Genomic DNA, 23,605 nt, shown 5'->3' on the forward strand with positions numbered 1-23,605 from the left:
TTAAAAATCAAAAGCATCGCGGCTAAAGCCCCACCCACAAGGACCGCGTCCGAAAAGGAGCCACCTTATGAACCACCCATTCGACCTGCGCCTCAGCGCCGTCAAAGCCGCCTACCTGGCCGGCACCGCCACCCCGCGCCAACTCATCGGCGCCCTGCGTGAACACGCCGCCGCGCTGAACCCTGAATTCAATCTGTTTATCCACCTGCTCACAGCAGAAGAACTGGAGCCCTACCTCGCCGCCCTGGATGGCAAGAGCGCCGACAGCCTGCCGCTGTTCGGCGTGCCCTTTGCGATCAAAGACAATATCGACCTGGCCGGCATCCCCACCACCGCCGCCTGCCCGGCGTTTGCCTATACCCCGAGCGAGTCGTCGACCCTGGTCAAGCAACTGCTGGCCCTCGGCGCCATACCGCTGGGCAAGACCAACCTCGACCAGTTCGCCACCGGCCTCAACGGCACCCGCTCGCCCTACGGCCCGTGCCGCAACAGCGTGCACCCGGACTACCCGTCGGGCGGCTCCAGCGCCGGTTCGTCGCTGGCCGTGGCCCTCGGCCTGGCCAGCTTCGCCCTGGGCACCGACACCGCTGGCTCCGGCCGCGTGCCGGCGGCGCTGAACAACCTGGTCGGCCTGAAAGCCACCAAGGGCCTGCTCTCCACTGCCGGTGTGGTGCCAGCCTGCCGCACCCTGGATTGCGTCACCTACTTCACCGCCAGCGCCCGCGAAGCCAGCCACTTGTTAGGCCTGACTGCCGGCCTTGATCCAGCCGATGCCTACAGCCGTAAAAACCCGCTATGGAACGATGCCAGCGCTTTTGGCGTACCACGCAAAGGCTTCCATTTTGGTGTGCCTAAGCAGCTGGAATTCTTGGGTTGCCCGGAAAGCCCGGCGCTGTTTGCCGCCACCATCAAGCACCTCGAAGCCCTCGGTGGCGTGGCGGTGGAATTGGATTTCGAACCCTTCGCCGAAGCCGCGCGCCTGCTCTATGAAGGCCCTTGGGTGGCTGAGCGTTACAGCGTCGCCGGCGAGCTGATCGAAGCGCAGCCCGATGCGGTGCTGCCGGTAATCCATGCCGTGCTGTCGAAAGCGCCGGGCACCACCGCCGTCGAACTGTTTCGCGCCCAGTACCGCTTGCAAGAGCTGAAGGCCATCTGCGACCGCGCCATGGCCGAGTTGGATTGCGTGCTGACCCCGGCCTACCCGCGCCCGGTGACCCTTGCCGAGCTGGCGGCCGAGCCGGTCAAACGCAACTCGGACCTGGGCTACTACACCAACTTCATGAACATGCTCGACTACGCCGCCGTCGCCGTACCGGCCGGGTTTATGGCCAACGGCTTGCCCTGGGGCGTGACTCTGTTCGGCCGACCGTTCACTGACCAATATCTGCTGAGCGTGGCCGAAGGGCTGCAATGCGCAACCGATTTGCCATTGGCCGGCGAACGCAGCCTGAGCATCACCGCACCCGCGACCCTCGCCCGGCATGATCTGGCCCGAGTGGTGGTGTGTGGCGCACACCTGGATGGCCTGCCGCTCAACTGGCAGCTCAAGCAACGCGGCGGTCGTCTGCTGCAAGCCACCCAGAGCTCACCCGACTATCAACTGTGGGCGCTGGCCGGCGGCCCGCCGTTTCGCCCCGGCATGATGCGAGTGGCCGACGGTGGCGTGGCCATCGATGTGGAAGTTTGGGAACTGCCGAGCAGCGAGCTGGGCTCGTTCCTCACCGGCATCCCGGCACCGCTGGGGCTGGGCAAGGTGCAATTGGCTGACGGCAGCTGGGAAAGCGGGTTTATCTGCGAACCCTATGGGTTGGCGGGCGCGACGGATATCAGCCACTTTGGCGGCTGGCGGGGCTACCTGAAAAGCAAGGCCTAGTAGGCGCCACGCAGAGGGCGAGCTAGCATGGCGCATCCCGCCAGAGCTGCTCGCCCCATGCCCACTGATGTCGAACTTTGCCCCTTGTGCGGCCAGCGCAACCGCTGCAGTCAGGTCGACCCGACCAGTAATGGCGAGGCGTGCTGGTGTTTCAGCGCACCAATCTCGGCTGCTGCATTGGCGCGTTTGAGTGCAGAACAGATCGACAAAAGCTGCCTGTGCCCCAACTGCGCGAAGGGCGTTGCCGCCTGCGGTGATGAGCCGAAAGCCTGATGCGCCTCGACCGTTTCCTCGCCAACCTGCCCGCCGCCAACCGCTTCGACGCTCGCCAGCAACTGGCGGCCGGACGGGTGAAAGTGGACGGCCTGGTGGTGCGCGACGGCCTGCTGGATATCCGCGAATTTCACCGCGTGGAACTCGACGACACGCTGCTGCAACCCGGCAAGCCGGCGCTGTATTTCATGCTGCACAAACCGGCTGGCTACGTCAGCGCCACCGAACATGACGAACACCCCACCGTGCTCGACCTGCTGCCCGAAGCCGCCGAACACAACCTGCACCTGGCCGGTCGCCTGGACCTGACCACCACCGGCCTGCTGCTGTTGACCAACGATGGACACTGGTCACGGCGCATTACCCAGCCGACCAGCAAACAGCCCAAGGTGTATTACGTTGAAACCGAACAGGTGATCACTGCCGCGTACAGCGAGGTGTTTGCCCAGGGTTTGTACTTCGCTTACGAAGACCTCACCACCCTGCCCGCCGAGCTGGACATTCTCACCACGCACAGCGCACGGCTGACCCTGTATGAGGGCCGTTATCACCAGGTGAAACGGATGTTTGGCCACTTCCAGAACAAAGTGCTTCGCCTGCACCGCGAAAGCGTCGGCCCTCTGGTTCTCGACCCCGCTTTGGCGCCCGGCCAATACCGTGCCCTCACCCCAGACGAAGTAGCGGCGTTCTCCCCCCAACATCACTCCCCGTAAGAGCGGCGTTTGGCTTTTGATTTGCGGCAAATAAAATCGGGACTAAAGTCGCTGCTACGGGCTCAAAACCCAACCAGTCGTTTTGGAGGGTCGGCATGAAGGCGCTGTCGTTGATTGTGGGTTCGCTCGTTATAGTCAGCCTGATGGGGGCGGTAACCGCACCGCCAACCTTGGCACCGCTACCACCCGCGCAGGACCTGCGTCAGCAACTGCAGGACCTCAAACCCGGGCAGTTTCTCTGGTACCCACAGGTGTCACCGGCCGGCCCGGTGACCGTGGTCGTCAGCCTTACCGAGCAACGCGCCTACGTGTACCGCAACGGCATCGCCATTGGCGTCAGCACGATCAGCAGCGGCAAAAAAGGCAAGGAAACCCCGACCGGCGTGTTCAGCATTCTGCAAAAAAGCGCCGAGCATAAATCCGACCTCTACAACAGCGCGCCCATGCCCTACATGCAGCGCCTGACCTGGGACGGCATCGCCCTGCACGCCGGCCACCTGCCCGGCTACCCCGCCTCCCACGGCTGCGTGCGCCTGCCCATCGAGTTCGCCAAGAAGCTGTTCGAAACCACCGGGTTCAGCTCCACCACCGTGATTGTTTCCGACGCCCACAGCGCCCCGGTGGAGGTCTACCACCCCGGCCTGCTGGCGCCCACGGTGAGTGCCGGCAAACCGGTGGCCACCGCCGTACTCAGCAACGACACCTTCTGGAATGACCCCGGCGACAGCGCCGGCCCACTGTCGGTATTGATCAGCCGCGCCGATTTGCGCACCTACGTATTCCGCGGCGGGCAACTGGTGGGCAGCGCGCCCGTGGTGGCGCTGGACAGCAATCAGCAGCACCAGGGCATGGCCGTGTTCTCCCTGCTGGAAAAGCCCTCCACCAATGAGCTGCTGCCAGCGCAACCGCTGCATTGGTCCGCCATTCAGGTGAGCAACCCCGAATACGGCAACTCACCGCGCGAGCAGCTCGGTTCGCTGAATGTGGACCCGGACTTTCTGAAAAATCTGCATGCCGCCATGGATATCGGCACCACCCTGGTGATAACCGATCTGGCCTCCACTTCAGAAACCCGCAGCAACGGCAACTTCACCGTAATCACCACCGAGGCGGAAAAAGCCAAGTAACCGCTGGTCAAAAAATGATCGGAAGCCCAGCGCCAATTGTGCACAATGCCCGCGCACAACTACTCAAACAGGGTTTTCTGCTTGTTCACTCGAATGACTTGGGGATACGCCCTGCGACGCTGCGCGGGCCTCTGCGGCCTGCTCGTACTGGCCACCAGCTTCACCGCCCACGCGCAAACGCTGCCCAGCGCCACGGACCTGCAACGCCTGGCGCCCAACGCCAGCCTGACTGCCCTGAAGCTCGCCCTCACCGCCTACCAGTGCGCCAGCCAGACTGCCCCGAACAAACTGCTCACCGTCATCGACTACTCGAAACCCTCACGTGACAAACGCCTGTGGGTGTTCGACCTGGCCCACAACAAGCTGTTGTTCGAAGAGTGGGTTGCCCACGGCAAGAACAGCGGCGACGACATGGCCACCTCGTTCTCCAACGTGCCCAACAGCTACCAGAGCTCCATCGGTCTGTACCAGACCGGCGTCACCTACAGCGGCAAACACGGTCGCTCGCTGCGCCTGGTCGGCCTGGAGCCGGGCTTCAACGACAACAGCCAGTCGCGCGCCATCGTCATGCATGCCGCCGCCTACGCCGACCCCAAAGTGGTGCCCGGCCTTGGCCGTCTGGGCCGCAGCCAAGGCTGCCCGGCCGTACGCCCGGCCATCGCCGGCAAACTGATCGACACCCTGAAAACCGGCAGCTACGTATTCGCCTACTACCCACAGAAAAAGTGGCTGGACAGCTCCCGCTACCTCGGCGCGCAAAGCTGCCCGAGCACCGGCGAAACCCTGGCGGTATTGCAGAAGTGAAGTGAGCGCTGCTGCACATGGCAAAACGGTCACTCATCGGACAGGCCGCGCCAGAGCCGTTTAATTGCAGAAAAAGCTCCGCCCGCGCTTGCAGTGGAAATTTCCTACTGCTTAAATCGAATCACAAGGTCAGAGCGTGACTAATCAGTCACAGCGACCATCTAAGCACGTCCCCGGTTACTGGCGCTCTGCGCCAATTGGATTCCTGCCTGGTTCACCCGCCTTTTCACACGCGTTCCCCACGCCGTGTGGCAGTTGCGTTGTTCGATCCTAACCGCTTTAAAAACAATAACTTATAAATTTTAATGGCTGACATTCAGTTGTCATGTCCAGGCGTTTTGCTGTCTGCCCTACACGGCTCTTTTCAGCGGCGAGTCCGCTTATGTGAGCACTACCTTGCGCCAAGGAGGAAGACGACATGAGGCCAGAAACCGCAGTCGTTCATGCATACAGTCACAATGTGCACACCGAGTACTACGCCAACCCGGCGGCGCGTAAAACCGTCATCCTGGTGAACGGCTCGTTGGCCACCACCGCCTCATTCGCGCACACGCTCAAATACCTGACACCGCAATTCAACGTGGTCTGCTACGACCAGCCGTACGCCGGCCAATCGAAAGCGCACAACGCCCACGTGCACCCGCTGAGCAAAGAAGACGAAGCGGAAATTCTGCTTGAGCTGATCGAACACTTCGACGCCGACTACCTGTCCTCATTTTCCTGGGGCGGCGTGGCCTCGCTGCTGGCCCTGGCGCAGCGGCCCAAACGCATCGAGAAGGCGGTGATCAACTCGTTCTCACCGCTGCTCAACGAACCCATGCTCGACTACCTGGAAAAAGGCCTGTACTACCTGCAGACCATGGACCGCGACAACATGGGCCACCTGGTCAACAACACCATCGGCAAACACCTGCCGTCCCTGTTCAAACGCTACAACCACCGGCACATCAGTACCCTGCACGACCATGAGTACCGGCAGATGCACGCCCATATCCACAAGGTGCTGCACCTCGACACCCACTGCCACATGGCTTGCCTGCACAGCATCGACACCCCGCTGCTGTTCATCAACGGCGAACACGACGAATACACCACCGCCCTTGATGCGCGCATCTTCGGCAACCACCTCAACGACTGCCAATTCACCACCGTGACCAACGCCGGGCACTTCCTCGACATGGAACACAAAGGCGCCTGGCAACAAACCCAAAACGCCATGCTCGGCTTCCTGCAAACCGGCAACCAGCAACGCCGCCCAGTGCACGACAACACCGCCGCCATCGCGGTGTAAAACCTGCAGCGAATTGTCTGCCCGCAGTGAAAAACATCGCCTTGTTATCACTGCGGGCTTCAATTCCCCGCCCGCTTCTGGTACAAAGTCCCCCGCAAAAGCGGGTGTCGTATAATGGCATTACTCCAGCTTCCCAAGCTGATAACGAGGGTTCGATTCCCTTCACCCGCTCCAAATCGAACAAGCTAAAGCCCTGATTATTCAGGGCTTTTTCGTTTCTGGCTTTTGGGGTGTCGACAATTGGCGAAGCTGACTGATGGCAGTTGCAGAGGTCGCATCAATTGCTACGTGCCCTAGGCACCTGGCCTGTCTAAATCCAAGGATGGTAGTTACATGCAATGCTTTCAACGTCTAATAATCGCGTTCTGCCTTGCGATCGCCACCGTAGGCTGTAGCAAAAGCTCTGAGGAAAAGATTCCAGTTGAGGGGCTTTGGACACCGGACCCTATGCAAGCGCAATGGGTATATACGAGGTCCCTTGAAGTTGGCCAACAGTACGAAGCAAAGCGCTATTACTGGCTCTCTGCTGCAAAGCAGATAGGGAAGCTAACAATCGTTCCACGGTTAGATGATCTGAAAAACGTGCAGCAACGTTTCACAGCAAAGGCACCAAAAACTTACAAATCCCATACCGCTTTGGCTGCCTTCGAATGCTCAACAGGAAGGACCTATAGAGTCAGCGGAAAAATGAACACTTATTTTGAAGGAAGCATGGGAACTGGGCTGTCAGTGTTAGCGCCTTCGGATGCTGACACTGGGCCTTGGCACATTGGGCCGCCCCACGGAGAAGGAAGTCGATTAGATATGGTCGCGGTATGCGCATACATCAATCGGAACGCCGCAGAATCTAAGTAGCAGCAGACGGGCAGATTGCTCGCACTGATTTGGGACTGCGGTATCGGAGGAGCGGGAGAATCAGTCTATGTACCCAATTCGCTGCAAAGGACCTAACCTTATTGCATCGTTCAGACGCTCTTGAGCAAGGTGCGCATATCGCATGCCATGCTTAACGAGGAATGACTCAGAATCTCCTTCAACGTGACGATATGCCCACCTCCCATAATGAAGTGTGCAGCGAAGGTGTGACGCAGGATGTGACTTGATTGGCCGCGTGGTGACTTGATCGAGGTTCGCGGTTTAACGCTGTAATCCTGTGCCGCGTTTCTCCATCACTGTCGCCCTTTAGCACTTCCAAGCCTTCAGGAGAGAAGGCCGGCATATCGAGCATCGCATCAAGAGCCACCTCCTGTGTTGCAACAGTGCTCCATGCATCAACGGAGCGTATGGAGAATGCGAAACAGGCTAGAACTGCGAAAATCGACAAAAAACGCACAAACGTCATATCCACCATGCAAGCCCCGACACCCATCCCCTCAAAGCGAAAAAGACCCCGACCATCCCGTCTGTTTGATCTCAGATTTTTCCGGCGCCTGCGGGTCGTAAATAATGCTGATGGGTTTACCTACGGCAAACTGCTCTGCCGTTCTGCGGGCGCTACTCTCCCAGGCGGAGCCGCTGCTGGTGGAATGCCCGGTGTAATGAACACCGTCGACCTCATAGCCGTAGCGCAGATCCACCCTATGCTCGCCTTTGGCATGGACCTCGCTTTGGTAGAACACCCGCACGCTCTCTACCGTGGCCGTGGATTTGCTCCAGTCTTCGGTCTCGAAAATGTGGAAGGTGTAAAAAATAGCCATGCCAAGCAGGAACAAACCGCCGAGTGCATTTCTCATACAACCACTTCATCCATGAACAGTGCGCATGGTTCGCGCGAGGCTGCCGGAGGTATTCTGCGGCAGCAAATTGGGTGGTTGATAGTAACAAGGAGACGGCATTTTTTGATCCCATCAAATCGTCGTGCTACGGGCAAACTGTCTCAACAAACATCGGAGAGTCATCTTGAGCGACACCCCCACCCGCAACGACCGCGTCCGCATCCAGCACGTCGAACTGCTCTCGGACAATTGGTACATCCTGCGCAAAACCACGTTCGATTACCGGCGCCGCGACGGCAGTTGGCAAACCCAGACACGCGAAACCTACGACCGCGGCAACGGCGCGACCATCCTGTTGTACAACCGCGCCAAACAAACGGTGATTCTCACCCGTCAGTTCCGTTTTGCTGCGTTCGTGAATGAGCACAACGGCATGCTGATCGAGGCCTGTGCCGGGCTGCTTGATCGGGACGATCCGATCACCTGCATTCGCAAGGAAACGGAGGAGGAAACCGGTTACCGCATCGAGCATGTGCGCAAGGTTTTCGAGGCGTTTATGAGCCCGGGCTCGGTGACCGAACGGCTGTACTTTTTCGTCGGTGAATACCTGGATAGCGACCGCGTCAGTGATGGCGGCGGGCTGGAGAATGAAGGGGAAGAAATCGAGGTGCTCGAGCTGCCGTTCGAGCAGGCGCTGGCGATGATCGAGTCCGGCGAGATCGCCGATGGCAAGACCATCATGCTGCTGCAGTACGCGAAGATGAACGGGCTGCTCGACTGATAGCTCAGTCATTCAACTGTCACCGCCACTTGCTACCGTCCGCGCGCCCTCCAGCCAGTGGACGCTCCGTTGAATTCGCTCAGTTCGCGCAAACAAATCGTTATCCGCTCCGATGCCATGGACGCCGATCAGTTCGGCGCGTTGTACACGCGCCTGTTCGGCAATCTCTACTCCGAGCTGCCGCGCCCGGAGCGGAAAATCATCATCGCCGGGGTGTATGGCCGCCATGAGGGGGTGAGCTTTCGGCGGATGAATTATCGCGGTGAGTTCAGCACCGCCCTGCCCGATCTGCACGATGAGATCACCTTCGTTATCCCCACGGCCGGCACCATTGTTTTTCAGCAGAAAAACCAACACGTCGGCACCCCGAAAATGGGCCTCGCAATCGAGAAAGCCAGCGTCAGTTCGGTGCGGTTTTTCGATGGCCACGCACAGTATGGTTTGTCAGTGCGCCGCGCGCTGTTCACTGAGCGCCTGTCGGTGCTGCTGGGTAAACCCATTGTCGAGACAGTGCGTTTTCAGCCGCAGGTCGATTTCAATCAGCCGGCGTTTCAGGGCATCAAGGCGATTATCGAATTGGCCACCGGCCACGAATTCGATCTGCTGATCAACTCCAGCGTGCTGCTGCCCAGCCGCTTGCAGGAAATGCTGGTGGATGCAGTGCTGGACAGCTGGCCGCACACCCATACCGAGGCCTTGCGCCGCCCGAGCCCAGCCATTGCCCCGCGCCATGTAAAGCTGGCAGTGGAGTACCTGCGAGCGAACCCGGATGCCCTGGTGAGTGGCAGCGAATTGGCGGCACTGAGCAACGTCAGCCTTCGGGCATTACAGGATGGTTTTCGACGGTTTGTCGGCAGCTCGATTGTCGAGTACCAGCGCCAGGTAAGGCTGGAGCGTGCGCGTCAGGTGCTGCTTGAGGAGACATCGCTGTCGGTAACGGACGTCGCCTTGCGCCTGGGTTTCAGCAACGTCGGGCGCTTCTGTCAGTACTTCCAGACGGCCTATGGCGTGAGCCCGGCAGAGGTTAAAAAGCGCCTGCGCAGTAACCATTAAATCCGCCGCCGCCAGGCAGCGGCGGAGGATTTAGCCGGTCAGAACAGATAGCTGGCTTTCAGGCTGCCGCTGAAACCGTGGCTGTCGCTGCCCCCGCTGGCGCCCACTTCAGCACCGACACTCAGGGCGCCGAGGTTGGCGGTGAGATTGACCGCGCCGTTGAACAGATCGCGGTTATCGAAAGCGGCGCGCTGTTCGATATCCAGCCCCAGCACCCGCCCTTGGCTCTCGACTTTCTGCGCACCCAAGGCGCGCTCGTAACCCACGTCGATACCCGGCACCAGCTGCCAGCCGCCGCTTGCAGCGATTGGCGCGAACGAGGTTTTCAGGTTGGCCACGGCGCTGCGCCGGGTTTCCTGAATACCCTCGACGTCCAGCGCCAGGTCGTTGCCTTTCTCTTGGAAGCCGGCCAGGTCCAGGTGGCTGACGCGCAGGCCCAGGCTTGGCTCCAGAATCAGGTCACTCACCGGCAAGCGATAACCCAGCGCCACGCTGGCGCCACTCACGGTGCCGTGGCTGTCGCCCTTGGCTGAGCCGAGGCCGCCGCCGAGGTCGCGTTTGCTGTCGTAGTTCAGGTAACCCACGCTGGCCTTGGCATCGACGAACAGACCTTGCTCCAGGTTGCCCGGGGCAAAACGTGCGCCGCCGCTGATGAAGGTCAGGTCGCTGTCCACCTCGCCACCATCGCCACCGACACTGCCCTTGCTGTAACCGAAGCCCAGGTTGGCGCTGAGCTGTTCGGAGAAGCGCTGGGTCAGGCCGACCATGCTGCCTTGGGTGTGTTCGTTGCTGCTGGCGGCCTGGCTGGAACCGTCGGTGCCCAGGTAGCCGGCCAGCGCGGTTGTCCACAGACGGCTTTGGCCGACCTTCAGGTCGATGCCGCTGGTATAGGGCGCAGCCGCCTGGTCGATCAGTGCGTCCTGGCGCAGCAGGTAGCTGGCGGCGTCGGCGTGCACCTGGCCGCCGATGGTGGATTCCACGCCACCCAGGGTGCCGGCGTCGATGGCCGACTGCAGGTAGAAGTTGTACGCCGAGTAGGTGCCCGACAGGCTGCTGTTCTGCAATTGCTGCAAGAGCATGGCCCCGGCCGAGGCGTTGCCCAGCGCCGCCACTTCACCGGGCAAGCTGCTGTAATAAACCATCTTGGCGCGCAGCACGTAGAGGGTTTCTTGCGACAGGCCCAGGCCCTGTTTCAGGTAGTTGTCCATGCTGCCGTATTCGGCCGTCACTTCATCCAGCCCGGCTTGCAGGTAGCTGGCTTGCACGCCCAGCAGCGGCGCGTAAATGGCCGCCATGCTGGCCGGCATATAGGCCAATGTGGCGGCGACACGGGCGGCGGTGTAGTCGTTGGTGGCCAGGTAGTCGCTCATGATGGTGGCGCTGTCGACGCCGGCGATACTCAGCAGCACCGCAGTGGTCCAGCCGGTGCGGTCCTTGCCAGCGGTGCAATGGAACAACGCCGCGCCATCGGCCGCCGCCAGCTCGTTGAACAGCACGGAAAACTGCCCGCGCATACCGCTGTCGCTGACGAACGCGCGGTTGGTGTCCTCCATCATGGCCACCGCCTGCGCAGCGCTGGTGAAGGAGATGTTGGTGATATTCGAGCCCGAGGTGGTGCTGCCGATGATGTCGATATTGCTGTAGCTGGCGCCCGTCAGCAGGGTGTCGGGCGTGGCGGCGATTTCGCTCGGCGTGCGCAGGTCGTAGACATCGCTGATGCCCAGACTGTTGAGCGTCGCGAGGTCGGACGCCGTGGGTGTAATCGCATTGGAACGATAAAACTGCCCGGCACGCATCACCCCGTCATTGGCCGTGGTGTAGGCCGTGGTGGTACCGGCGATATCGCGGAAGTTATCGATACCGGTCAGGCGCGGCGTATCGAGCGTATAGGTCTCAGCCGCCTGGGCAGCGGCGATGGACAGACTGAGCACGGACAGGGAACACAGCAGACGTTGCAGCACAATGTAGCCTCATTGATACGAATTGAGGCTGGCCACTATCTACAGGCCGTTGTGCTCGAATATGACAAACAACCGGCAACGGAAAATGGCTGCGCGATTGGTCCGTAGGTTGCGTTTTTTGTCCGTGGAGGATGTAACAGGTTCGCCAAAACACGCACTGGCGCACGCTAGCGCGCCTAAGTGGCTATGTGGCTATGTGGGTCAGGGGTTTTACGGCTGATACATCGGCTCATACCGCAATCTTCTCAGCCCTTGGCCCGCTGATGAAACTCGGCCAGATCCTCTTCCGCCCGCTCCAGCCAATACTCATCATCGGCCTTGCGCGCCAACGCCAACCGCTGCTGGAAATAGTCCAGTGCCTGCGTGTTATCGCCACGTTCATGGGCCAGCACGCCCAGTTGAAACAGGCCGTCCATTTCGATATCCAGCTTGCCGTGTTGGCGCGACAAGCTGACCACCCGCTGCAGATAGGTCTTGCTCTGCGTCCAGTCCTTCAGCTCGTAACTGTTCTGCGCCAGGTTGGTGAGCATGCCGGTGAGTTCGGCCTCATCGGTGCCGAACGCGGCTTCGGCATCCGCTAGCAGTTGTTGGTTGTAGGCCAGTGCGGCGGCGTATTCACCGTGCAGGTGCAGCCAGTAACCCAACTCCTGGCGCAGGCCGAAATGTTGGCGTTGGCTCAGGCTGCGGTCCTGGGGAATCAGCGCGATGGCGGCGCGCAGGTGCTCGATAACCTGTTCAGGTTGCTCAAGCTCGCCGGCGCCCAGCGACAGGCTGTAGTGCAGGGCCAGCAGCTCGTCCGCCGGCAGTACCGGGTTGACTTGCTGGATGGCCAGCGCTCGCAGGCCAAAGGTGCGCTGCTCTTCCCACTCATCGCGCTTGCCTTGTAACAGCGCCAGGGCTGCGTACAGCTGGGCCAGTTCGGCCGAGTGCTCGCCTTGCGCTTTGGCCATGGGAATCAGGGCGGTCAGGTCGGCATACATTTGCGAACCGCTGAAGATGCCTTCGGGGTCGAGCAAGGTTGCCCGTAGCGGGGTGAAGCGCTCGGCGAAGGTGGTTTGCGGCACGCTGATTACCACAGGTGGGTTGGTCGCATCCTGCATGGGGAACCCTTGGAGTGAATGCTGGATTGGCGATGTAACACCCGGGCATGAGCGCTGTGCAAGCAGGAGCCGACAACCGTTTGAACAGATGCGCACAAGCAAGCGGACCGACGTACTGCCGACCCGCCTGGCCTAACGCTTACTGCTGGCAGAAGCGAATGCGGTTGCCGAACGGGTCGTACACTTCCATCACTAGCCCCCAAGGCTGCTCGACGATGCCGGGGCGGCCATAGCCGTACTGTTTAGCGATCAGTTCGTCTCGGTAGGCGGCGATGTTGTGCATGGGCACGAACAGCGTGGCACCGGGGCTGGCGTCGCCGTGGTGTTCGGACAAATGCAGCTTCAGGCCGGCGCGGTCGATGCCCAGGTACAGCGGCAGCGAGGCTTCGAAACGGTGTTCGAACTCGATGCTGAAGCCGAGAAAGTCGAGGTAGAACTCGCGAGCTTTGGCTTCATCGAAAATGCGCAGAATGGGAATGGCTTTGTCGAAGGCGATGCCGATGGGCGTGCTGCTTTCGGGAAGTACGGCGCTGGCGGTGTTCCAGTCTTTGTAGCCCAGTTGTTGGGCGACCAGTTCGAGGGCAGCGGAGTGGGTGATTTCGTGTTGCTGCGCGGCCAAGGATGTACGTAACGCTTTGGCCATCTGTTTGGCGCTGGTGATGCTGGACATAGTTCCTCCTGAGTCGAAGCCTGTCAGTGCTCGCGTTGCCAACCTTCGACGGTCTGGAAGAACCAAAGAATGGGGATTACCTCAATGCTTTCACCGTACCCATGGGGTGCGAGCGGCAGGCAGCATGAGCCTGCCGCGGATGATAGGCAAATTTGCCAACGCTGCAAAGCACGCAGTTCACTGCTTGTTCAACGCATCCTGCAAGGCTCCGGAGCACACCAGCACGCCCGCCCCGCCCGACAGGCATTTGTATTGCTCACGCTCTTTGCCGGTACTGGCCAGGCAGTCCTTCAAGGTGATTTCGCTTTTGGCTTTATCCAGCCCCTGCACCGCCTGGTTGTACTGGTCGGTGGTGAGCTTGCCCTGCTGTTTGCGTTCGCGGGCAATGTCTTTGAGGTTGGGCAAATCTATGCCGGTCCAGCGGATGGCCTCGCTGCACATTTTTTCATCGGCGGAACCTGCGGCCGCGCTGCTGCCAGCCATGCTGCTATCGCTGGTCGAGCCGACTGGCGTCGGAGGTGGGCCGTCGCTGACGTAACCCTGGTTGATTTTGACTTCTTTGATCGGCTGAGTAGCCGGCGGCTGGTTGCCGAAGTGCTTCTGGCCGTTTTCGTCGACCCAGGTGTACACCTGAGCCTGTAGAGGCAATACGCAGCCGAGAAGGAGTAAGGGGAGTAAGCGGCGACCGACCATCGATAAGTCCTTTTAGTGAGCGCAGGGCGCACTCTAGTCAGCGGCCACTCACTTGCCAAGAGCCGGCCGACGCGCCTAGTGCACACCCCGCATGCTGAACATCCGTGCGTCGTAAACGAAAGTCTGGCTGTTGCGCACCTGGATATCGAAGCGCGCGCGGTGGTTGGGGGTGAGCACGATGTTGCGGGCCAGCGGGTTGACCACCGAGGGAATGATCAAGCCGAACTTGCCCGAGCGCTGCAGAAAATCCGTGCCGTACTGGCGGCTTGGCGCATCGGCGGGCAGGTTGTCCCAGCCAGCCGGCAAGTCGCTGAGCGCGGGCTGGACATACAACCCGGCGTCATCCGGTAACTCCACCTCCACCATCACCATCGCTACCAATGGCGGGCCGCTCTGGTGCACAAAGGTTTCCAGCACGCAGGTCGACGAATCCAGGCCCAGGTAGATTGCCGGCACATCTTGCGCATTCCAGCGGCCACCCGCGATGGCTGCACCCATACCATCAAAATTGTCCGCCCACTTGGCTTTGCACAACCGCCAGGCCCGCATCAGGCCACGCCACCGTACTCGATGGCGCGCAACACCCGGCGCACCTGGCCGGCACTGATGTCGTTGTCGCACATGGCCAGCGGTGCCTGGCCGCCGAGCGCCACGTTGTCGCGTTTCATCCAGGCGGTGGCCTTGCTTTCGTCTTCGAACACGTCCGTGGCCAACGCCGTTACAGCGGCAATGCGCAGCATGCGTTCGCTGGTGGACGGGTCGAGCAACGCGTTGTCACGACTTTTGCGGATGAGGGTCGATTCCGACACCAGCAATAACTTGGCCAACTCGCCCACGGAAATATCGAAGGTCTGGCCCAGGCTGCGGGCAAAGTTGGCGCTCAACCCGTGGCGGATAAACCCCACCTGCACCTCGTCACTCATGCCCGGCATGCCGCGGGTTATGGCTTGAAAATCGTCCGGGTCGTCCGGGTCGTCCGCCCAGGCGTGCTCAGGAAGTGGCGGCCGATTGCTGGACACCTCGGCCTGATAGTGCGCCGCTTCCTCGGCAATGGCGGCGGTCGCGGGTTTGCGTGCTTCACGGGTTTTGTGGTTACCCGCAGTTGCTGCCTTAGAACGGTCTTTGGATGAATCGCGGGAAGCCATGGCTACCTCCTGTCAGTCATTTGACTGAATAAGTCAACGCAAATGACAGTACACCCCAGGCCGTCGCTTGGAAAGCTGAAAGCCATGTAGGACCTCTACCGCCAGCCGCGCGGTGGTGGACACTCACGCCAGGCAACTTTTCCTGCTCGCGCCCCGGTACTATTTCCACACTCTGCCCTTCTCCCTATTCGAGCACCCTGCATGAACACCATCGCCCCCGTCGAACTGCCCAAGGCCTACCGTTTGCTCAACCACGGCCCCACCGTACTGGTGTCGGCGCGTCATGCCGGGGTGAGCAATGTAATGGCGGCGGCCTGGGCCTGCGCGCTGGATTTCATGCCACCCAAGCTCACCGTGGTGTTGGACAAGGCCACCCGCACCCGAGCCCTGGTGGAGAACAGCGGTGTGTTTGTCATCCAGGTGCCGACTGCGGCGCAGGCGCAACTGACCCACAGGGTCGGCAATCGCAGCCTGGCCGAAGCGCCAGACAAACTCGCCGAAGCCGGCGTCGAGTTGTTCGACATGCCCGGCCACGACCTGCCGTTTGTGGCCGGCTGTTCAGCCTGGCTGGCCTGCCGTCTGATCCCCGAACCGCACAACCAGCAGACCTATGATTTGTTCATTGCCGAAGTGGTTGGTGCCTGGGCTGACACCCGCGCGTTTTCCAATGGCCACTGGCAGTTCGAACAAGCCGACCCGGCCTTGCGCAGCCTGCATTACGTGGCAGGCGGGCAGTTTTATCTGACCGGCGAATCCTGCGTGGTCAAGGTCGATTAACGCGCTGCAGCGCGGTTGGAAAAACGGTCTACGCTCACCCGGTCGAATCCTTCGCTGGCAACAGATGGCGCAAGGTCGATGCCTTGCATCGCCCGCCGCCGCAGGGGGCATTCTCGCCTCACCTATTCTGGAGCCTCACCGATGATTCGGACGTTGTTCGCTGCGCTCACCCTGCTCGCCTTGAGCGTTTCGGCTCAGGCCGAAATGCCCGCTTTCCCTGCTTCCTTCCATACCCAGGAAATACCCACTGAAGGCGCCAAACTGCACGTACGTGTCGGCGGCAAAGGCCCGGCAGTTCTGTTGATCCATGGCTTTGGCGACACAGGCGACATGTGGGCACCGCTGGCCACCGAGCTGGCCAAGAACCACACCGTGGTGGTGCCAGATTTGCGCGGCATGGGCCTGTCGTCGATCCCCAACGACCGCTATGACAAGAAAACCCAGGCCGCCGATATGCGCGCCGTATTGGCAGCGCTGGGCATCGAGAAGTCCGTGGTGGTTGGCCATGACATCGGCACCATGGTCGCCTATGCCTATGCAGCCCGTTACCCGGAACTCACTGAGCAGTTGGTGGTGATGGATGCACCGGTACCAGGCATTCCGCCGTGGAACGACATCGTGCGCTCGCCGATGCTCTGGCATTTCGACTTCGGCGGTGCAGACGCCGAACGCCTGGTGGCTGGCCGCGAACGCATCTACCTCGACCGTTTCTGGAACGAATTCGCCGGTACCCCGAGCAAGATCGACGAAGCCACCCGCCAGCACTACGCCAAGCTCTACGCCCGCCCCGGCGCTATGCACGCCGCCTTCTCCCAGTTCCACGCCATTCGCCAGGACGCCATCGACAATCAGGCCTCACTGGCCAAGCGTCTACCGATGCCGGTGTTGGCCATTGGTGGGGAGAAATCCTTCGGCGCCAATGAAGCGCTGGTGATGCGCAACGCGGCCGATCAGGTCACCGAAGTGGTGGTGCCTGGCGCTGGCCATTGGCTGATGGAAGAGGCGCCGACCCAGACCATCACCGCCATCACCAAGTTCATCGCCAAGTAGCGGTGCCCTAGCCTTCAGCCACCCGCACATTGAGGCCCTGGCGCCGGTAATCGTCGAGATCACCGGAGGCGACCCGGGCTTCGGTGTACAGGCTGTGGATGCGGTTGCAGGGGGCGATCACGAACGGCTCAACGGCGCCCAGTTTGTCGGCAGTGGTCACCGCGATCACGTGGGAGGCGCAGTCGAGCATCGCCCGTTTCAGCTGTACTTCCTCGAATCGCGGCGAGCTCAGGCCCACTTCCGGGTGCAGCGCGCACACGCCGGTGAACAGCAGGTCGGCCTTGACGCTATTGATCAGCTGCAACGCTTCCTGGCCATTGGCGGCCATGGTCTGCGGGTTCAGTTGGCCGCCGGCGACGATCACGCTGACGCCCGGATGGTCAGCCAGGGCAATGGCAGTCATCGGCGAAGCGGTAATCGCCGTGATGCGGATATCCACCGGCAGCGAGCGGGCGATCTGCAGCGGCGTGGTGCCGGAGTCGAACACCACCACCTGGCCGTTCTGTACCTGCTGGGCGGCCAGTTGCGCGAGTTGGCGTTTGACCTCGGCGGGTTCGTTAAGGCGAGCGAAGTAGTCCTTGCCCGAATCCCGTGGCCGCGGCAGCGCGCCGCCGTGTACGCGCTGCACCAGGCCAGCCTCGGCGAGCTCGGCAAGATCCCGGCGAATGGTGTCTTCGGAGACTTCGAAATGGCTGCTCAAAGCCGAGGCCAGCACACGGCCGTCGCGTTCGAGCAGCAGCAGAATCTTCTGCCGGCGAACCTGGGGCAAGTCGGTGACCACGTGCTGGTTTTGCATGTTTATGCCTGCTTGTGCTGGTTTTTGCGGGTTACTGCGAGATTAGCGAAGCAACCCGTCTAACTCAAGGCCGCGCTGGCGTTTTTTGCAGCGCCCGGCGCGGCTCTTGTAGACTCCCCCAGCTTTAGTGCCTGTGGTTTTAGTCCAATGCATGTTTCCCGCTTTAGTCGGCAACTGCTGGCCTGCCTGCTGTTGGCTGTCAGCCTGTTGAGTTCGCCGAGTTGGGCCGCTGAGCCGCTTGATGTGGCCGCGCTGAGTGACCAGCCGCTGTCGCTGACTGCCCACGTCGCCCTGCTGGAAGACCCCGACCGTTCCCTGACCCTGGCCGATGTGCAGCGCCCCGAGCTGGCCGCACGCTTCACCACCGACCTGCCCGCCAGCAGCGCCCTGGGCCTGGGTTTTACCCGCTCGGCTTACTGGTTGCGTCTGCCGCTACGCAACACCAGCAGCAGCGACGTGCAACGCATGCTGGCGGTGGAAAACCCGCGCATCTCGGTTATCCAGGCCTACCTGCCCGACGCTCAAGGTCAGTACCAAGTGGTGGTCACCGGCTGCGACATGCCGGGCAGCAGCAAGGTCTACCCCAATCGTAATTACATCTTCCCCATCAGCCTGCCGGCGCACAGCGAGCAGGTGATCTACCTGCGCATGGAATCCAGTGTCGGCCTGCTGATTCCGCTGCAGTTGTGGACGCCGCAGGCCTTCCACGCCCACGAGCGCGATGACTACGTCGGTCAGGCCTGGTACTTCGGCATTGCCACGGCAATGATCCTCTTCAACCTGATGCTGCTGGTGTCGCTGCGCGACCGCATCTACCTGCTGTACGTAACCTTCGCCACCTGCACCTTCGCCACCCTGGCGATCAAGAACGGCCTGGCTCCGGACTTGCTCCTGGGCGGCGTGCCGCTGAATTCCAACGCGGTGTATTACTCCGGCACCTCGCTGGCGCTCGCCGCCATGTTGCTGTTCATGCGGCGCATGCTGGGCACACCTCAGTTGTTGCCCCGCACCGACCGCCTGCTAATCGCGCTGGTGGCGCTGTACCTGCTCACCCCGCTGGCTTATGCCGTGGCCCTGCCGCTGTTTTCACGCGCGGCGATTCTGCTCAACCTGGCTACCGCCCTGGTGGTGATCGGGGTTGGCGTGGCGGCGGCGCTGAAGCGCCAACGCAGTGCCTATTTCTTCCTCGGTGCCTTCGCCCTGTTGATGCTCGGCGGCGCGATGACCTCACTGCGCGCCATGGGTGTGATGCCCACCAACCTGTTCACTGTGGATGGCATCCAGCTCGGCTCGGCGATGGAAATGATCTTGCTGGCCTTTGCCCTGGCCGACCGTTACAACGTCATGCGCCGGGAAAAAGCGCGGGTGCGCGAGCAACTGCTGCACACCCAACAGCAACTGGTACACACCCTGCTAAGCTCCGAGCGCGAGCTGGAGCAGCGCGTCGCCCAGCGCACCGAAGAGCTGCAGGTGCTCAACAGCAAACTGGAAACCCTGAGCCTCACCGACGCCCTCACCGGCATCGCCAACCGTCGCCATTTCGATGAGGTGCTGGAACAGGAATGGGCGCGCGCACAACGCATCGGCTCGCCCCTGGCCCTGGCGATTCTCGACGTTGACTGGTTCAAACCGTACAACGATCACTACGGCCACCCGGCCGGCGACGCCTGTCTACGGCAGATCGCCCAGACACTGGCCTCCACCGTGTGCCGCTCCAGCGACCTGGTGGCCCGTTATGGCGGCGAAGAGTTCGTCTTCCTCGCGCCCATGACCGACGCCGCCGGCGCCCAGGCCATGGCGCGCAAAGTGGTGCAGGCAGTGGCGGCGCAAGCGTTGCCGCACGAGGTTTCACCACTTGGCCATGTCAGTGTCAGCGTCGGCGTGGTCAGCCTGCTGCCCAGCGCCGACAGCAACCCGCAGATGCTGCTGCAACACGCCGATGCGGCCCTCTATCAGGCGAAAAAACAGGGCCGCAACCGCGTCGGCCACGAATAACTGCGCACTTCGCCCGGGCCTGGAATTTTTCCCGGCACCGGCAACCGGCTGATCTACGCTGTTGGTAATCAACAGAGCAGCGGACCGGCCCGTATCGAGCCCCACCGCTGCCCCCCTGAACCGCGTACTAAGGAACAGTCGATGGCCGGGTCGAGCAAAAAAATGAGCCTGATGGGCTTAACCACCTTGGTGGCGGTGAACATGATGGGCTCGGGCATCATCATGCTGCCCACCAACATGGCGCAGCTGGGCGCCGTGTCGTTGTTGTCCTGGGTGATCACGGCAATAGGCTCGATGGCCATTGCCTACTGCTTTGCCCAGTGCGGCATTTACTGCACCCGCGCCGGCGGCATGTCCGCCTATACCGCCGAGGCCCATGGCCGCTCGGCCTTCTTTCTCTGCTCGTTTCTGTATTTTCTGTCGTTGGCCATCGCCAATATCGCCGTGGCCATTTCCGCAGTGGGTTACCTGACCGCCTTCGTACCCTGGTTCGGCAGCGGCTCGGTACCGCTGTTCGTCGGCACCCTGGGGCTGATCTGGCTGACCATCGTGGCCAACTTCGGCGGCCCACGAGTAACCGGGCGGATCGGCGCCATCAGCGTCTGGGGCGTGATCATTCCGGTGGCGGGCCTCAGCGTGATCGGCTGGTTCTGGTTCCAACCGAGCATCCTGATCGACGCCTGGAACCCCCGAGGCCTGCCGATTTCCGAGGCGATTTCCAGCAGCATTCCGCTGACGCTCTGGGCCTTTCTCGGCATGGAGTCGGCGGCGCAGAACTCCGACGCGGTGGAAAACCCCAAGCGCAATGTGCCCCTGGCCTGCCTGCTCGGTACCCTGGGTGCCGCGGTGGTGTACGTGCTGTCGACCACGGTGATCCAGGGCATTGTGCCCAATAGCGAGCTGGCCAATTCCTCGGCGCCGTTTGCCCTGGTGTATGCCCATATGTTCAACCCCCTGGTGGGCAACATCATCATGGGCCTGGCGGTGGTGGCCTGCATCGGCTCGCTGCTGGGCTGGCAGTTCACCCTGGCGCAAACCGCCAAGGTCACCGCCGACCAGGACATGTTCCCTGCGCTGTTCTCCAAGGTCAGCGCGGCGAACGCGCCAATCCTCGGCATGCTGGCCTGCGGCGCCCTGCAAACGCTGATGGCGATCTCGACCATTTCGCCCGATGCCAGCGCCCAGTTCGGCAAGCTGGTCAATCTGGCGGCAGTGACCAATCTGATCCCCTTCGTCACTGCGCTGTCCGGCCTGCTGGTGATCATGTACCGGGCCAAGGTCAGCCCACCGCTGTACCAGCGCAATGTGCTGATTCTGCTGGTGGCCATGGCCTATTCGTTTTATGCCCTGTATTCCTGTGGCAAGGACGCCATGTTCGGCGGCGCCATCGTGCTGCTGATCGGCTACCTGCTGTATGGCTCAATGGCCAAACGCCTGGCTGCGCGCCTGGCCGCCCAAGCCGCGCTACCCGTGGCGGAGGCGTAACCATGAACACCCACTTGAGCCTGTTGCTGGTCGGCCTGTTGAGCACCCTGCCCGCTATCGCCGGGGCCGATACCCTGGAGCGCGTGCGCAGCAGCCACACCCTCACCCTCGGCTACCTGCCCGACTTCGCCCCCTTCAGCAGTGACAGCGGCGGCAAACCCGAAGGCTATGCCATAGAGCTGTGCAACCAGGTGGCCGACTACCTGCGTCATCAGCCGGGGCTGGACGCCGTAAAGGTGCAGTTCAAAGCCGTCAGCCGCGCCGAGAGCATCACCGCAGTCAGCAGCGGCAGCATCGACCTGCTGTGCACCCCCACCCCGCAAACCCTGGAACGGCGCAAGACGGTCAGCTTCTCGATTCCGGTGTACACCGCCGGCCTCGCTGCCGTGGTGCGCCAGAATGCGGCCGACGACCTGGTGCGCGTGCTCAATGGCGAGACCGCCCACGAGGGGCCGACGTGGCGCGCCACGATCAATCGCGGCATCGCTCGGCATACCTTCGCCACCACCGCTGGCGGGGTCACCGAAGCCTGGATTCATCAGCAGGTGAACCGGCTGGGGGTGGTGGTCAACCTGATCAGCGTCAGCAACGACGCCGACGGCGTTCGCCAGGTCGCGCAGGGTAATGCCGATGCGTTCTTCTCCGAACGCATGCTGCTCAAGCACTACCTGAGCCAAGACCCAGACGGCGCCAAGCTGAAAGTGCTCAACCGGATTTTCGATTACAGCCCCACCGCCATGGCCCTGCCTCGCGGTGATGAAGACTTCCACCTGCTGGTGGACAGCGCCCTCAGCGCGCTGTACCGCAGCGGCGAAATCGACCAGGCCTACAGCCGTTACTTCGGCCCGCCAGACAAAACCCTGCAGGACTTGCACAAGGTTTACGCGCTGCCATAAGCGCCCCGTTTTATTCATCTGAGGAACGCTGTTTATGCTCGACTACTTCGCCCTGGGGATTCTGTTCTTCGTCGGCATCGTGCTGTTCTACGGCATCATTGCCCTGCACGACATCCCCTACGAAATCGCCAAACACCGCAACCATCCGCACCAGGACGCGATCCACGCCACCGGCTGGGTGAGCCTGTTCACCCTGCATGTGCTGTGGCCGTTCCTGTGGATCTGGGCGACCTTGTACCGCGAGGACCGCGGCTGGGGCTTCGGCGACGGCAAAGCCCCCCGTGACCATGTGCTGCGCCTGGAACAGCAAGTGCTCGAGCTGCAACAACGACTGGCTGCGCTGGAGGCGCAGGCACCCGTAACAGCCGCAGTCGCAGTCGCGCCAACACCCGCCAGCGAACCGCTGCCACCGGCGGCTGACGCCGACAAGGAGCTCTGAACATGGACCTGTTACTGATCCTGACCTACGCGGCACTCTGTGTAGCGATCTTCAAACTGTTCCGCATACCGCTGAACAAATGGACGGTGCCTACCGCCGTGCTCGGCGGCATCGTGTTGATCGGCGCGCTGATCTTCACCATGAACTACAACCACCCCTACTCCGAAGTGGCGCGCGCCTATTTCGTCTCGACACCGGTGGTGCCGGCAGTCAGCGGCCTGGTGGTAGACGTGCCGGTGCAGGGCAATACGCCGCTGAAAAAAGGTGATGTGCTGTTTCGCATCGACCCCACGCCCTTCTCCAACAAGGTCAAGTCGATCAAGGCGCAACTGGTGTCCGCGCGGGCCGACCTGTTTCGGGCCAGCGAGCTGGTCAAACGCAACGTCGGCAACCGCCGCGACGAAGACATCGCCACCGCCCGCGTCGACGATCTGCAGGCACAACTGAACATTGCCCAGTTCGAACTGGATAACACCACCGTGCGCGCGCCCGGAGATGGCATGGTGGTGCATGTGTCACTGCGCCCGGGCATGATGGCCACGCGCTTGCCGCTGCGCCCCTCGATGGTCTTCATCCCCGCCGAAACCCAATACTTCACCGCCTGGATGCGGCAGAACAGCCAGCTGCGCTTGGTGCTTGGCGATGAAGCCGAAGTGGCCTTCGATGGCATTCCCGGCAAGGTATTCAAGGGCAAGGTGAAGAACGTATTGCCGGTAATCGGTGAAGGGCAGGTGCAGCCCTCCGGCACCCTGATCAGCTACACCGGTTCGCCACCGGCCGGGCGGGTGCCGGTGGTCATCGAGATCACCGACCCGGACTACGAGCCCTACCGCGCGATGATGCCCGGCGGCTCGTACGGCCAGGCGGCGATCTACAGCGAGCACTTCCACCATGTCGCCATCATGCGCAAGATTCTGCTGCGCATGGCCTCGTGGATGAACTACATCTTTCCGTTCCACTAAGCGGCG

The 23,605-nt window shown here is 61.7% G+C and carries 23 protein-coding genes, 1 tRNA gene and 1 pseudogene; 16 read left to right on the top strand and 9 right to left on the bottom strand.

Annotated features, from left to right (window positions below; all coding sequences use genetic code 11):
* Positions 1 to 67: 67 nt before the first annotated feature.
* The 7 genes from atzF (at position 68) to C8K61_RS25165 (ending at position 6,255) form a co-directional block, all read left to right on the top strand.
* Positions 68 to 1,873: an allophanate hydrolase gene (gene atzF, locus C8K61_RS25135; protein WP_108099381.1), complete on the top strand. Its 1,806-nt coding sequence runs from the start codon at positions 68 to 70 to the stop codon at positions 1,871 to 1,873.
* Between the two features lie 57 nt (positions 1,874 to 1,930).
* Positions 1,931 to 2,146 (top strand): cysteine-rich CWC family protein, encoded by a 216-nt coding sequence (locus tag C8K61_RS25140; protein ID WP_108099383.1) that lies wholly within the window; start codon positions 1,931 to 1,933, stop codon positions 2,144 to 2,146.
* Positions 2,146 to 2,859, top strand: coding sequence for a pseudouridine synthase (locus tag C8K61_RS25145; protein WP_108099385.1), 714 nt, complete (start codon positions 2,146 to 2,148; stop codon positions 2,857 to 2,859). Before C8K61_RS25140 ends, C8K61_RS25145 begins: the two co-directional genes overlap by 1 nt.
* 95 nt (positions 2,860 to 2,954) lie before the next feature.
* The gene (locus tag C8K61_RS25150) at positions 2,955 to 3,986 is read left to right on the top strand and encodes a L,D-transpeptidase (protein ID WP_108099387.1); all 1,032 of its coding nucleotides are present in this window, start codon (positions 2,955 to 2,957) and stop codon (positions 3,984 to 3,986) included.
* Positions 3,987 to 4,079: 93 nt separating this feature from the next.
* Complete coding sequence (locus C8K61_RS25155; RefSeq protein WP_108099389.1) at positions 4,080 to 4,790, top strand: murein L,D-transpeptidase catalytic domain family protein; 711 nt, start codon at positions 4,080 to 4,082, stop codon at positions 4,788 to 4,790.
* A gap of 418 nt (positions 4,791 to 5,208) precedes the next feature.
* Positions 5,209 to 6,081, top strand: coding sequence for an alpha/beta fold hydrolase (locus C8K61_RS25160; RefSeq protein WP_108099391.1), 873 nt, complete (start codon positions 5,209 to 5,211; stop codon positions 6,079 to 6,081).
* 100 nt (positions 6,082 to 6,181) lie between these two features.
* Positions 6,182 to 6,255 (top strand) — tRNA-Gly (locus tag C8K61_RS25165).
* 741 nt (positions 6,256 to 6,996) lie between these two features.
* On the opposite strand, the pseudogene C8K61_RS27375 reads toward C8K61_RS25165, so the two are convergent.
* Together C8K61_RS27375 and C8K61_RS25175 are read right to left on the bottom strand one after the other, a co-directional pair.
* Positions 6,997 to 7,211: pseudogene (locus tag C8K61_RS27375) on the bottom strand (tyrosine-type recombinase/integrase); the annotation flags it as partial.
* Between the two features lie 243 nt (positions 7,212 to 7,454).
* Positions 7,455 to 7,814, bottom strand: a complete 360-nt coding sequence (locus C8K61_RS25175) for a DUF3592 domain-containing protein (RefSeq protein ID WP_108099393.1) — start codon at positions 7,812 to 7,814, stop codon at positions 7,455 to 7,457.
* A 166-nt stretch (positions 7,815 to 7,980) separates the two neighbouring features.
* Here C8K61_RS25175 and nudK point away from each other — a divergent pair, with 166 nt between their 5' ends.
* A complete protein-coding gene (gene nudK, locus C8K61_RS25180) occupies positions 7,981 to 8,577 on the top strand; it encodes a GDP-mannose pyrophosphatase NudK (RefSeq protein WP_108099395.1) in 597 nt (198 codons plus the stop codon).
* 117 nt (positions 8,578 to 8,694) lie between these two features.
* Positions 8,695 to 9,630 (top strand): AraC family transcriptional regulator, encoded by a 936-nt coding sequence (locus C8K61_RS25185; protein ID WP_108099672.1) that lies wholly within the window; start codon positions 8,695 to 8,697, stop codon positions 9,628 to 9,630.
* 38 nt (positions 9,631 to 9,668) lie between these two features.
* On the opposite strand, the gene C8K61_RS25190 is transcribed toward C8K61_RS25185, so the two are convergent.
* The 6 genes from C8K61_RS25190 to C8K61_RS25215 all read right to left on the bottom strand — a co-directional run bounded on the left by C8K61_RS25190 (position 9,669) and on the right by C8K61_RS25215 (position 15,199).
* Complete coding sequence (locus C8K61_RS25190) at positions 9,669 to 11,591, bottom strand: tyrosine-protein phosphatase (RefSeq protein ID WP_108099397.1); 1,923 nt, start codon at positions 11,589 to 11,591, stop codon at positions 9,669 to 9,671.
* Between the two features lie 245 nt (positions 11,592 to 11,836).
* Entirely contained in the window at positions 11,837 to 12,691 is an 855-nt protein-coding gene (locus C8K61_RS25195) for a tetratricopeptide repeat protein (protein WP_108099399.1), read from the bottom strand.
* A gap of 139 nt (positions 12,692 to 12,830) precedes the next feature.
* A complete protein-coding gene (locus C8K61_RS25200; RefSeq protein WP_108099401.1) occupies positions 12,831 to 13,361 on the bottom strand; it encodes a glyoxalase superfamily protein in 531 nt (176 codons plus the stop codon).
* Between the two features lie 177 nt (positions 13,362 to 13,538).
* The gene (locus tag C8K61_RS25205) at positions 13,539 to 14,054 is read right to left on the bottom strand and encodes a DUF4124 domain-containing protein (RefSeq protein WP_108099403.1); all 516 of its coding nucleotides are present in this window, start codon (positions 14,052 to 14,054) and stop codon (positions 13,539 to 13,541) included.
* A gap of 75 nt (positions 14,055 to 14,129) precedes the next feature.
* Positions 14,130 to 14,603 carry an RES family NAD+ phosphorylase gene (locus C8K61_RS25210; RefSeq protein WP_108099406.1) on the bottom strand — a complete coding sequence of 158 codons (474 nt, stop codon included), beginning with the start codon at positions 14,601 to 14,603 and terminating at the stop codon, positions 14,130 to 14,132.
* On the bottom strand, positions 14,603 to 15,199 hold the full coding sequence (locus tag C8K61_RS25215; RefSeq protein ID WP_108099408.1) for an antitoxin Xre/MbcA/ParS toxin-binding domain-containing protein: 597 nt from the start codon (positions 15,197 to 15,199) through the stop codon (positions 14,603 to 14,605). Before C8K61_RS25215 ends, C8K61_RS25210 begins: the two co-directional genes overlap by 1 nt.
* Before the next feature lie 201 nt (positions 15,200 to 15,400).
* On the opposite strand from C8K61_RS25215, the gene C8K61_RS25220 reads away from it, so the two are divergent.
* Both C8K61_RS25220 and C8K61_RS25225 read left to right on the top strand, forming a co-directional pair.
* Positions 15,401 to 15,976, top strand: a complete 576-nt coding sequence (locus tag C8K61_RS25220; RefSeq protein WP_108099410.1) for a flavin reductase family protein — start codon at positions 15,401 to 15,403, stop codon at positions 15,974 to 15,976.
* A gap of 141 nt (positions 15,977 to 16,117) precedes the next feature.
* On the top strand, positions 16,118 to 17,026 hold the full coding sequence (locus tag C8K61_RS25225; RefSeq protein WP_108099412.1) for an alpha/beta fold hydrolase: 909 nt from the start codon (positions 16,118 to 16,120) through the stop codon (positions 17,024 to 17,026).
* Between the two features lie 7 nt (positions 17,027 to 17,033).
* Here the strand turns inward: C8K61_RS25225 and C8K61_RS25230 are convergent, their stop codons facing one another.
* Positions 17,034 to 17,822 carry a DeoR/GlpR family DNA-binding transcription regulator gene (locus C8K61_RS25230; protein WP_108099414.1) on the bottom strand — a complete coding sequence of 263 codons (789 nt, stop codon included), beginning with the start codon at positions 17,820 to 17,822 and terminating at the stop codon, positions 17,034 to 17,036.
* Positions 17,823 to 17,969: 147 nt separating this feature from the next.
* Between C8K61_RS25230 and C8K61_RS25235 the strand changes: the two genes are divergently transcribed.
* The 5 genes from C8K61_RS25235 (at position 17,970) to C8K61_RS25255 (ending at position 23,599) form a co-directional block, all read left to right on the top strand.
* Positions 17,970 to 19,817, top strand: coding sequence for a diguanylate cyclase (locus C8K61_RS25235; RefSeq protein WP_108099416.1), 1,848 nt, complete (start codon positions 17,970 to 17,972; stop codon positions 19,815 to 19,817).
* Between the two features lie 141 nt (positions 19,818 to 19,958).
* Positions 19,959 to 21,302 carry a putrescine-ornithine antiporter gene (potE, locus tag C8K61_RS25240; protein WP_108099419.1) on the top strand — a complete coding sequence of 448 codons (1,344 nt, stop codon included), beginning with the start codon at positions 19,959 to 19,961 and terminating at the stop codon, positions 21,300 to 21,302.
* 2 nt (positions 21,303 to 21,304) lie between these two features.
* The gene (locus tag C8K61_RS25245; protein WP_108099421.1) at positions 21,305 to 22,198 is read left to right on the top strand and encodes an amino acid ABC transporter substrate-binding protein; all 894 of its coding nucleotides are present in this window, start codon (positions 21,305 to 21,307) and stop codon (positions 22,196 to 22,198) included.
* 34 nt (positions 22,199 to 22,232) lie between these two features.
* Complete coding sequence (locus C8K61_RS25250) at positions 22,233 to 22,637, top strand: DUF3302 domain-containing protein (protein ID WP_108099426.1); 405 nt, start codon at positions 22,233 to 22,235, stop codon at positions 22,635 to 22,637.
* Between the two features lie 2 nt (positions 22,638 to 22,639).
* Positions 22,640 to 23,599, top strand: a complete 960-nt coding sequence (locus tag C8K61_RS25255; RefSeq protein WP_108099428.1) for an HlyD family secretion protein — start codon at positions 22,640 to 22,642, stop codon at positions 23,597 to 23,599.
* Positions 23,600 to 23,605: the final 6 nt, after the last annotated feature.

Origin of the sequence: Pseudomonas sp. GV071 (genome assembly GCF_003050835.1) — a bacterium.
GTDB lineage: Bacteria > Pseudomonadota > Gammaproteobacteria > Pseudomonadales > Pseudomonadaceae > Aquipseudomonas.

Excerpts from the sequence above, each read along its gene's own strand:
- C8K61_RS25250 (WP_108099426.1), top strand. The coding sequence starts at position 22,233 with ATGCTCGACTACTTCGCCCTGGGGATTCTGTTCTTCGTCGGCATCGTG.
- C8K61_RS25255 (WP_108099428.1), top strand. The coding sequence starts at position 22,640 with ATGGACCTGTTACTGATCCTGACCTACGCGGCACTCTGTGTAGCGATC.
- atzF (WP_108099381.1), top strand. The coding sequence starts at position 68 with ATGAACCACCCATTCGACCTGCGCCTCAGCGCCGTCAAAGCCGCCTAC.
- C8K61_RS25210 (WP_108099406.1), bottom strand. The coding sequence starts at position 14,603 with ATGCGGGCCTGGCGGTTGTGCAAAGCCAAGTGGGCGGACAATTTTGAT.
- C8K61_RS25225 (WP_108099412.1), top strand. The coding sequence starts at position 16,118 with ATGATTCGGACGTTGTTCGCTGCGCTCACCCTGCTCGCCTTGAGCGTT.
- C8K61_RS25245 (WP_108099421.1), top strand. The coding sequence starts at position 21,305 with ATGAACACCCACTTGAGCCTGTTGCTGGTCGGCCTGTTGAGCACCCTG.
- C8K61_RS25235 (WP_108099416.1), top strand. The coding sequence starts at position 17,970 with ATGCATGTTTCCCGCTTTAGTCGGCAACTGCTGGCCTGCCTGCTGTTG.
- C8K61_RS25205 (WP_108099403.1), bottom strand. The coding sequence starts at position 14,054 with ATGGTCGGTCGCCGCTTACTCCCCTTACTCCTTCTCGGCTGCGTATTG.
- C8K61_RS25160 (WP_108099391.1), top strand. The coding sequence starts at position 5,209 with ATGAGGCCAGAAACCGCAGTCGTTCATGCATACAGTCACAATGTGCAC.
- C8K61_RS25215 (WP_108099408.1), bottom strand. The coding sequence starts at position 15,199 with ATGGCTTCCCGCGATTCATCCAAAGACCGTTCTAAGGCAGCAACTGCG.
- C8K61_RS25230 (WP_108099414.1), bottom strand. The coding sequence starts at position 17,822 with ATGCAAAACCAGCACGTGGTCACCGACTTGCCCCAGGTTCGCCGGCAG.
- C8K61_RS25145 (WP_108099385.1), top strand. The coding sequence starts at position 2,146 with ATGCGCCTCGACCGTTTCCTCGCCAACCTGCCCGCCGCCAACCGCTTC.
- C8K61_RS25185 (WP_108099672.1), top strand. The coding sequence starts at position 8,695 with ATGGACGCCGATCAGTTCGGCGCGTTGTACACGCGCCTGTTCGGCAAT.
- C8K61_RS25150 (WP_108099387.1), top strand. The coding sequence starts at position 2,955 with ATGAAGGCGCTGTCGTTGATTGTGGGTTCGCTCGTTATAGTCAGCCTG.
- C8K61_RS25200 (WP_108099401.1), bottom strand. The coding sequence starts at position 13,361 with ATGTCCAGCATCACCAGCGCCAAACAGATGGCCAAAGCGTTACGTACA.
- C8K61_RS25195 (WP_108099399.1), bottom strand. The coding sequence starts at position 12,691 with ATGCAGGATGCGACCAACCCACCTGTGGTAATCAGCGTGCCGCAAACC.
- C8K61_RS25155 (WP_108099389.1), top strand. The coding sequence starts at position 4,080 with ATGACTTGGGGATACGCCCTGCGACGCTGCGCGGGCCTCTGCGGCCTG.
- potE (WP_108099419.1), top strand. The coding sequence starts at position 19,959 with ATGGCCGGGTCGAGCAAAAAAATGAGCCTGATGGGCTTAACCACCTTG.
- C8K61_RS25220 (WP_108099410.1), top strand. The coding sequence starts at position 15,401 with ATGAACACCATCGCCCCCGTCGAACTGCCCAAGGCCTACCGTTTGCTC.
- C8K61_RS25175 (WP_108099393.1), bottom strand. The coding sequence starts at position 7,814 with ATGAGAAATGCACTCGGCGGTTTGTTCCTGCTTGGCATGGCTATTTTT.
- C8K61_RS25140 (WP_108099383.1), top strand. The coding sequence starts at position 1,931 with ATGCCCACTGATGTCGAACTTTGCCCCTTGTGCGGCCAGCGCAACCGC.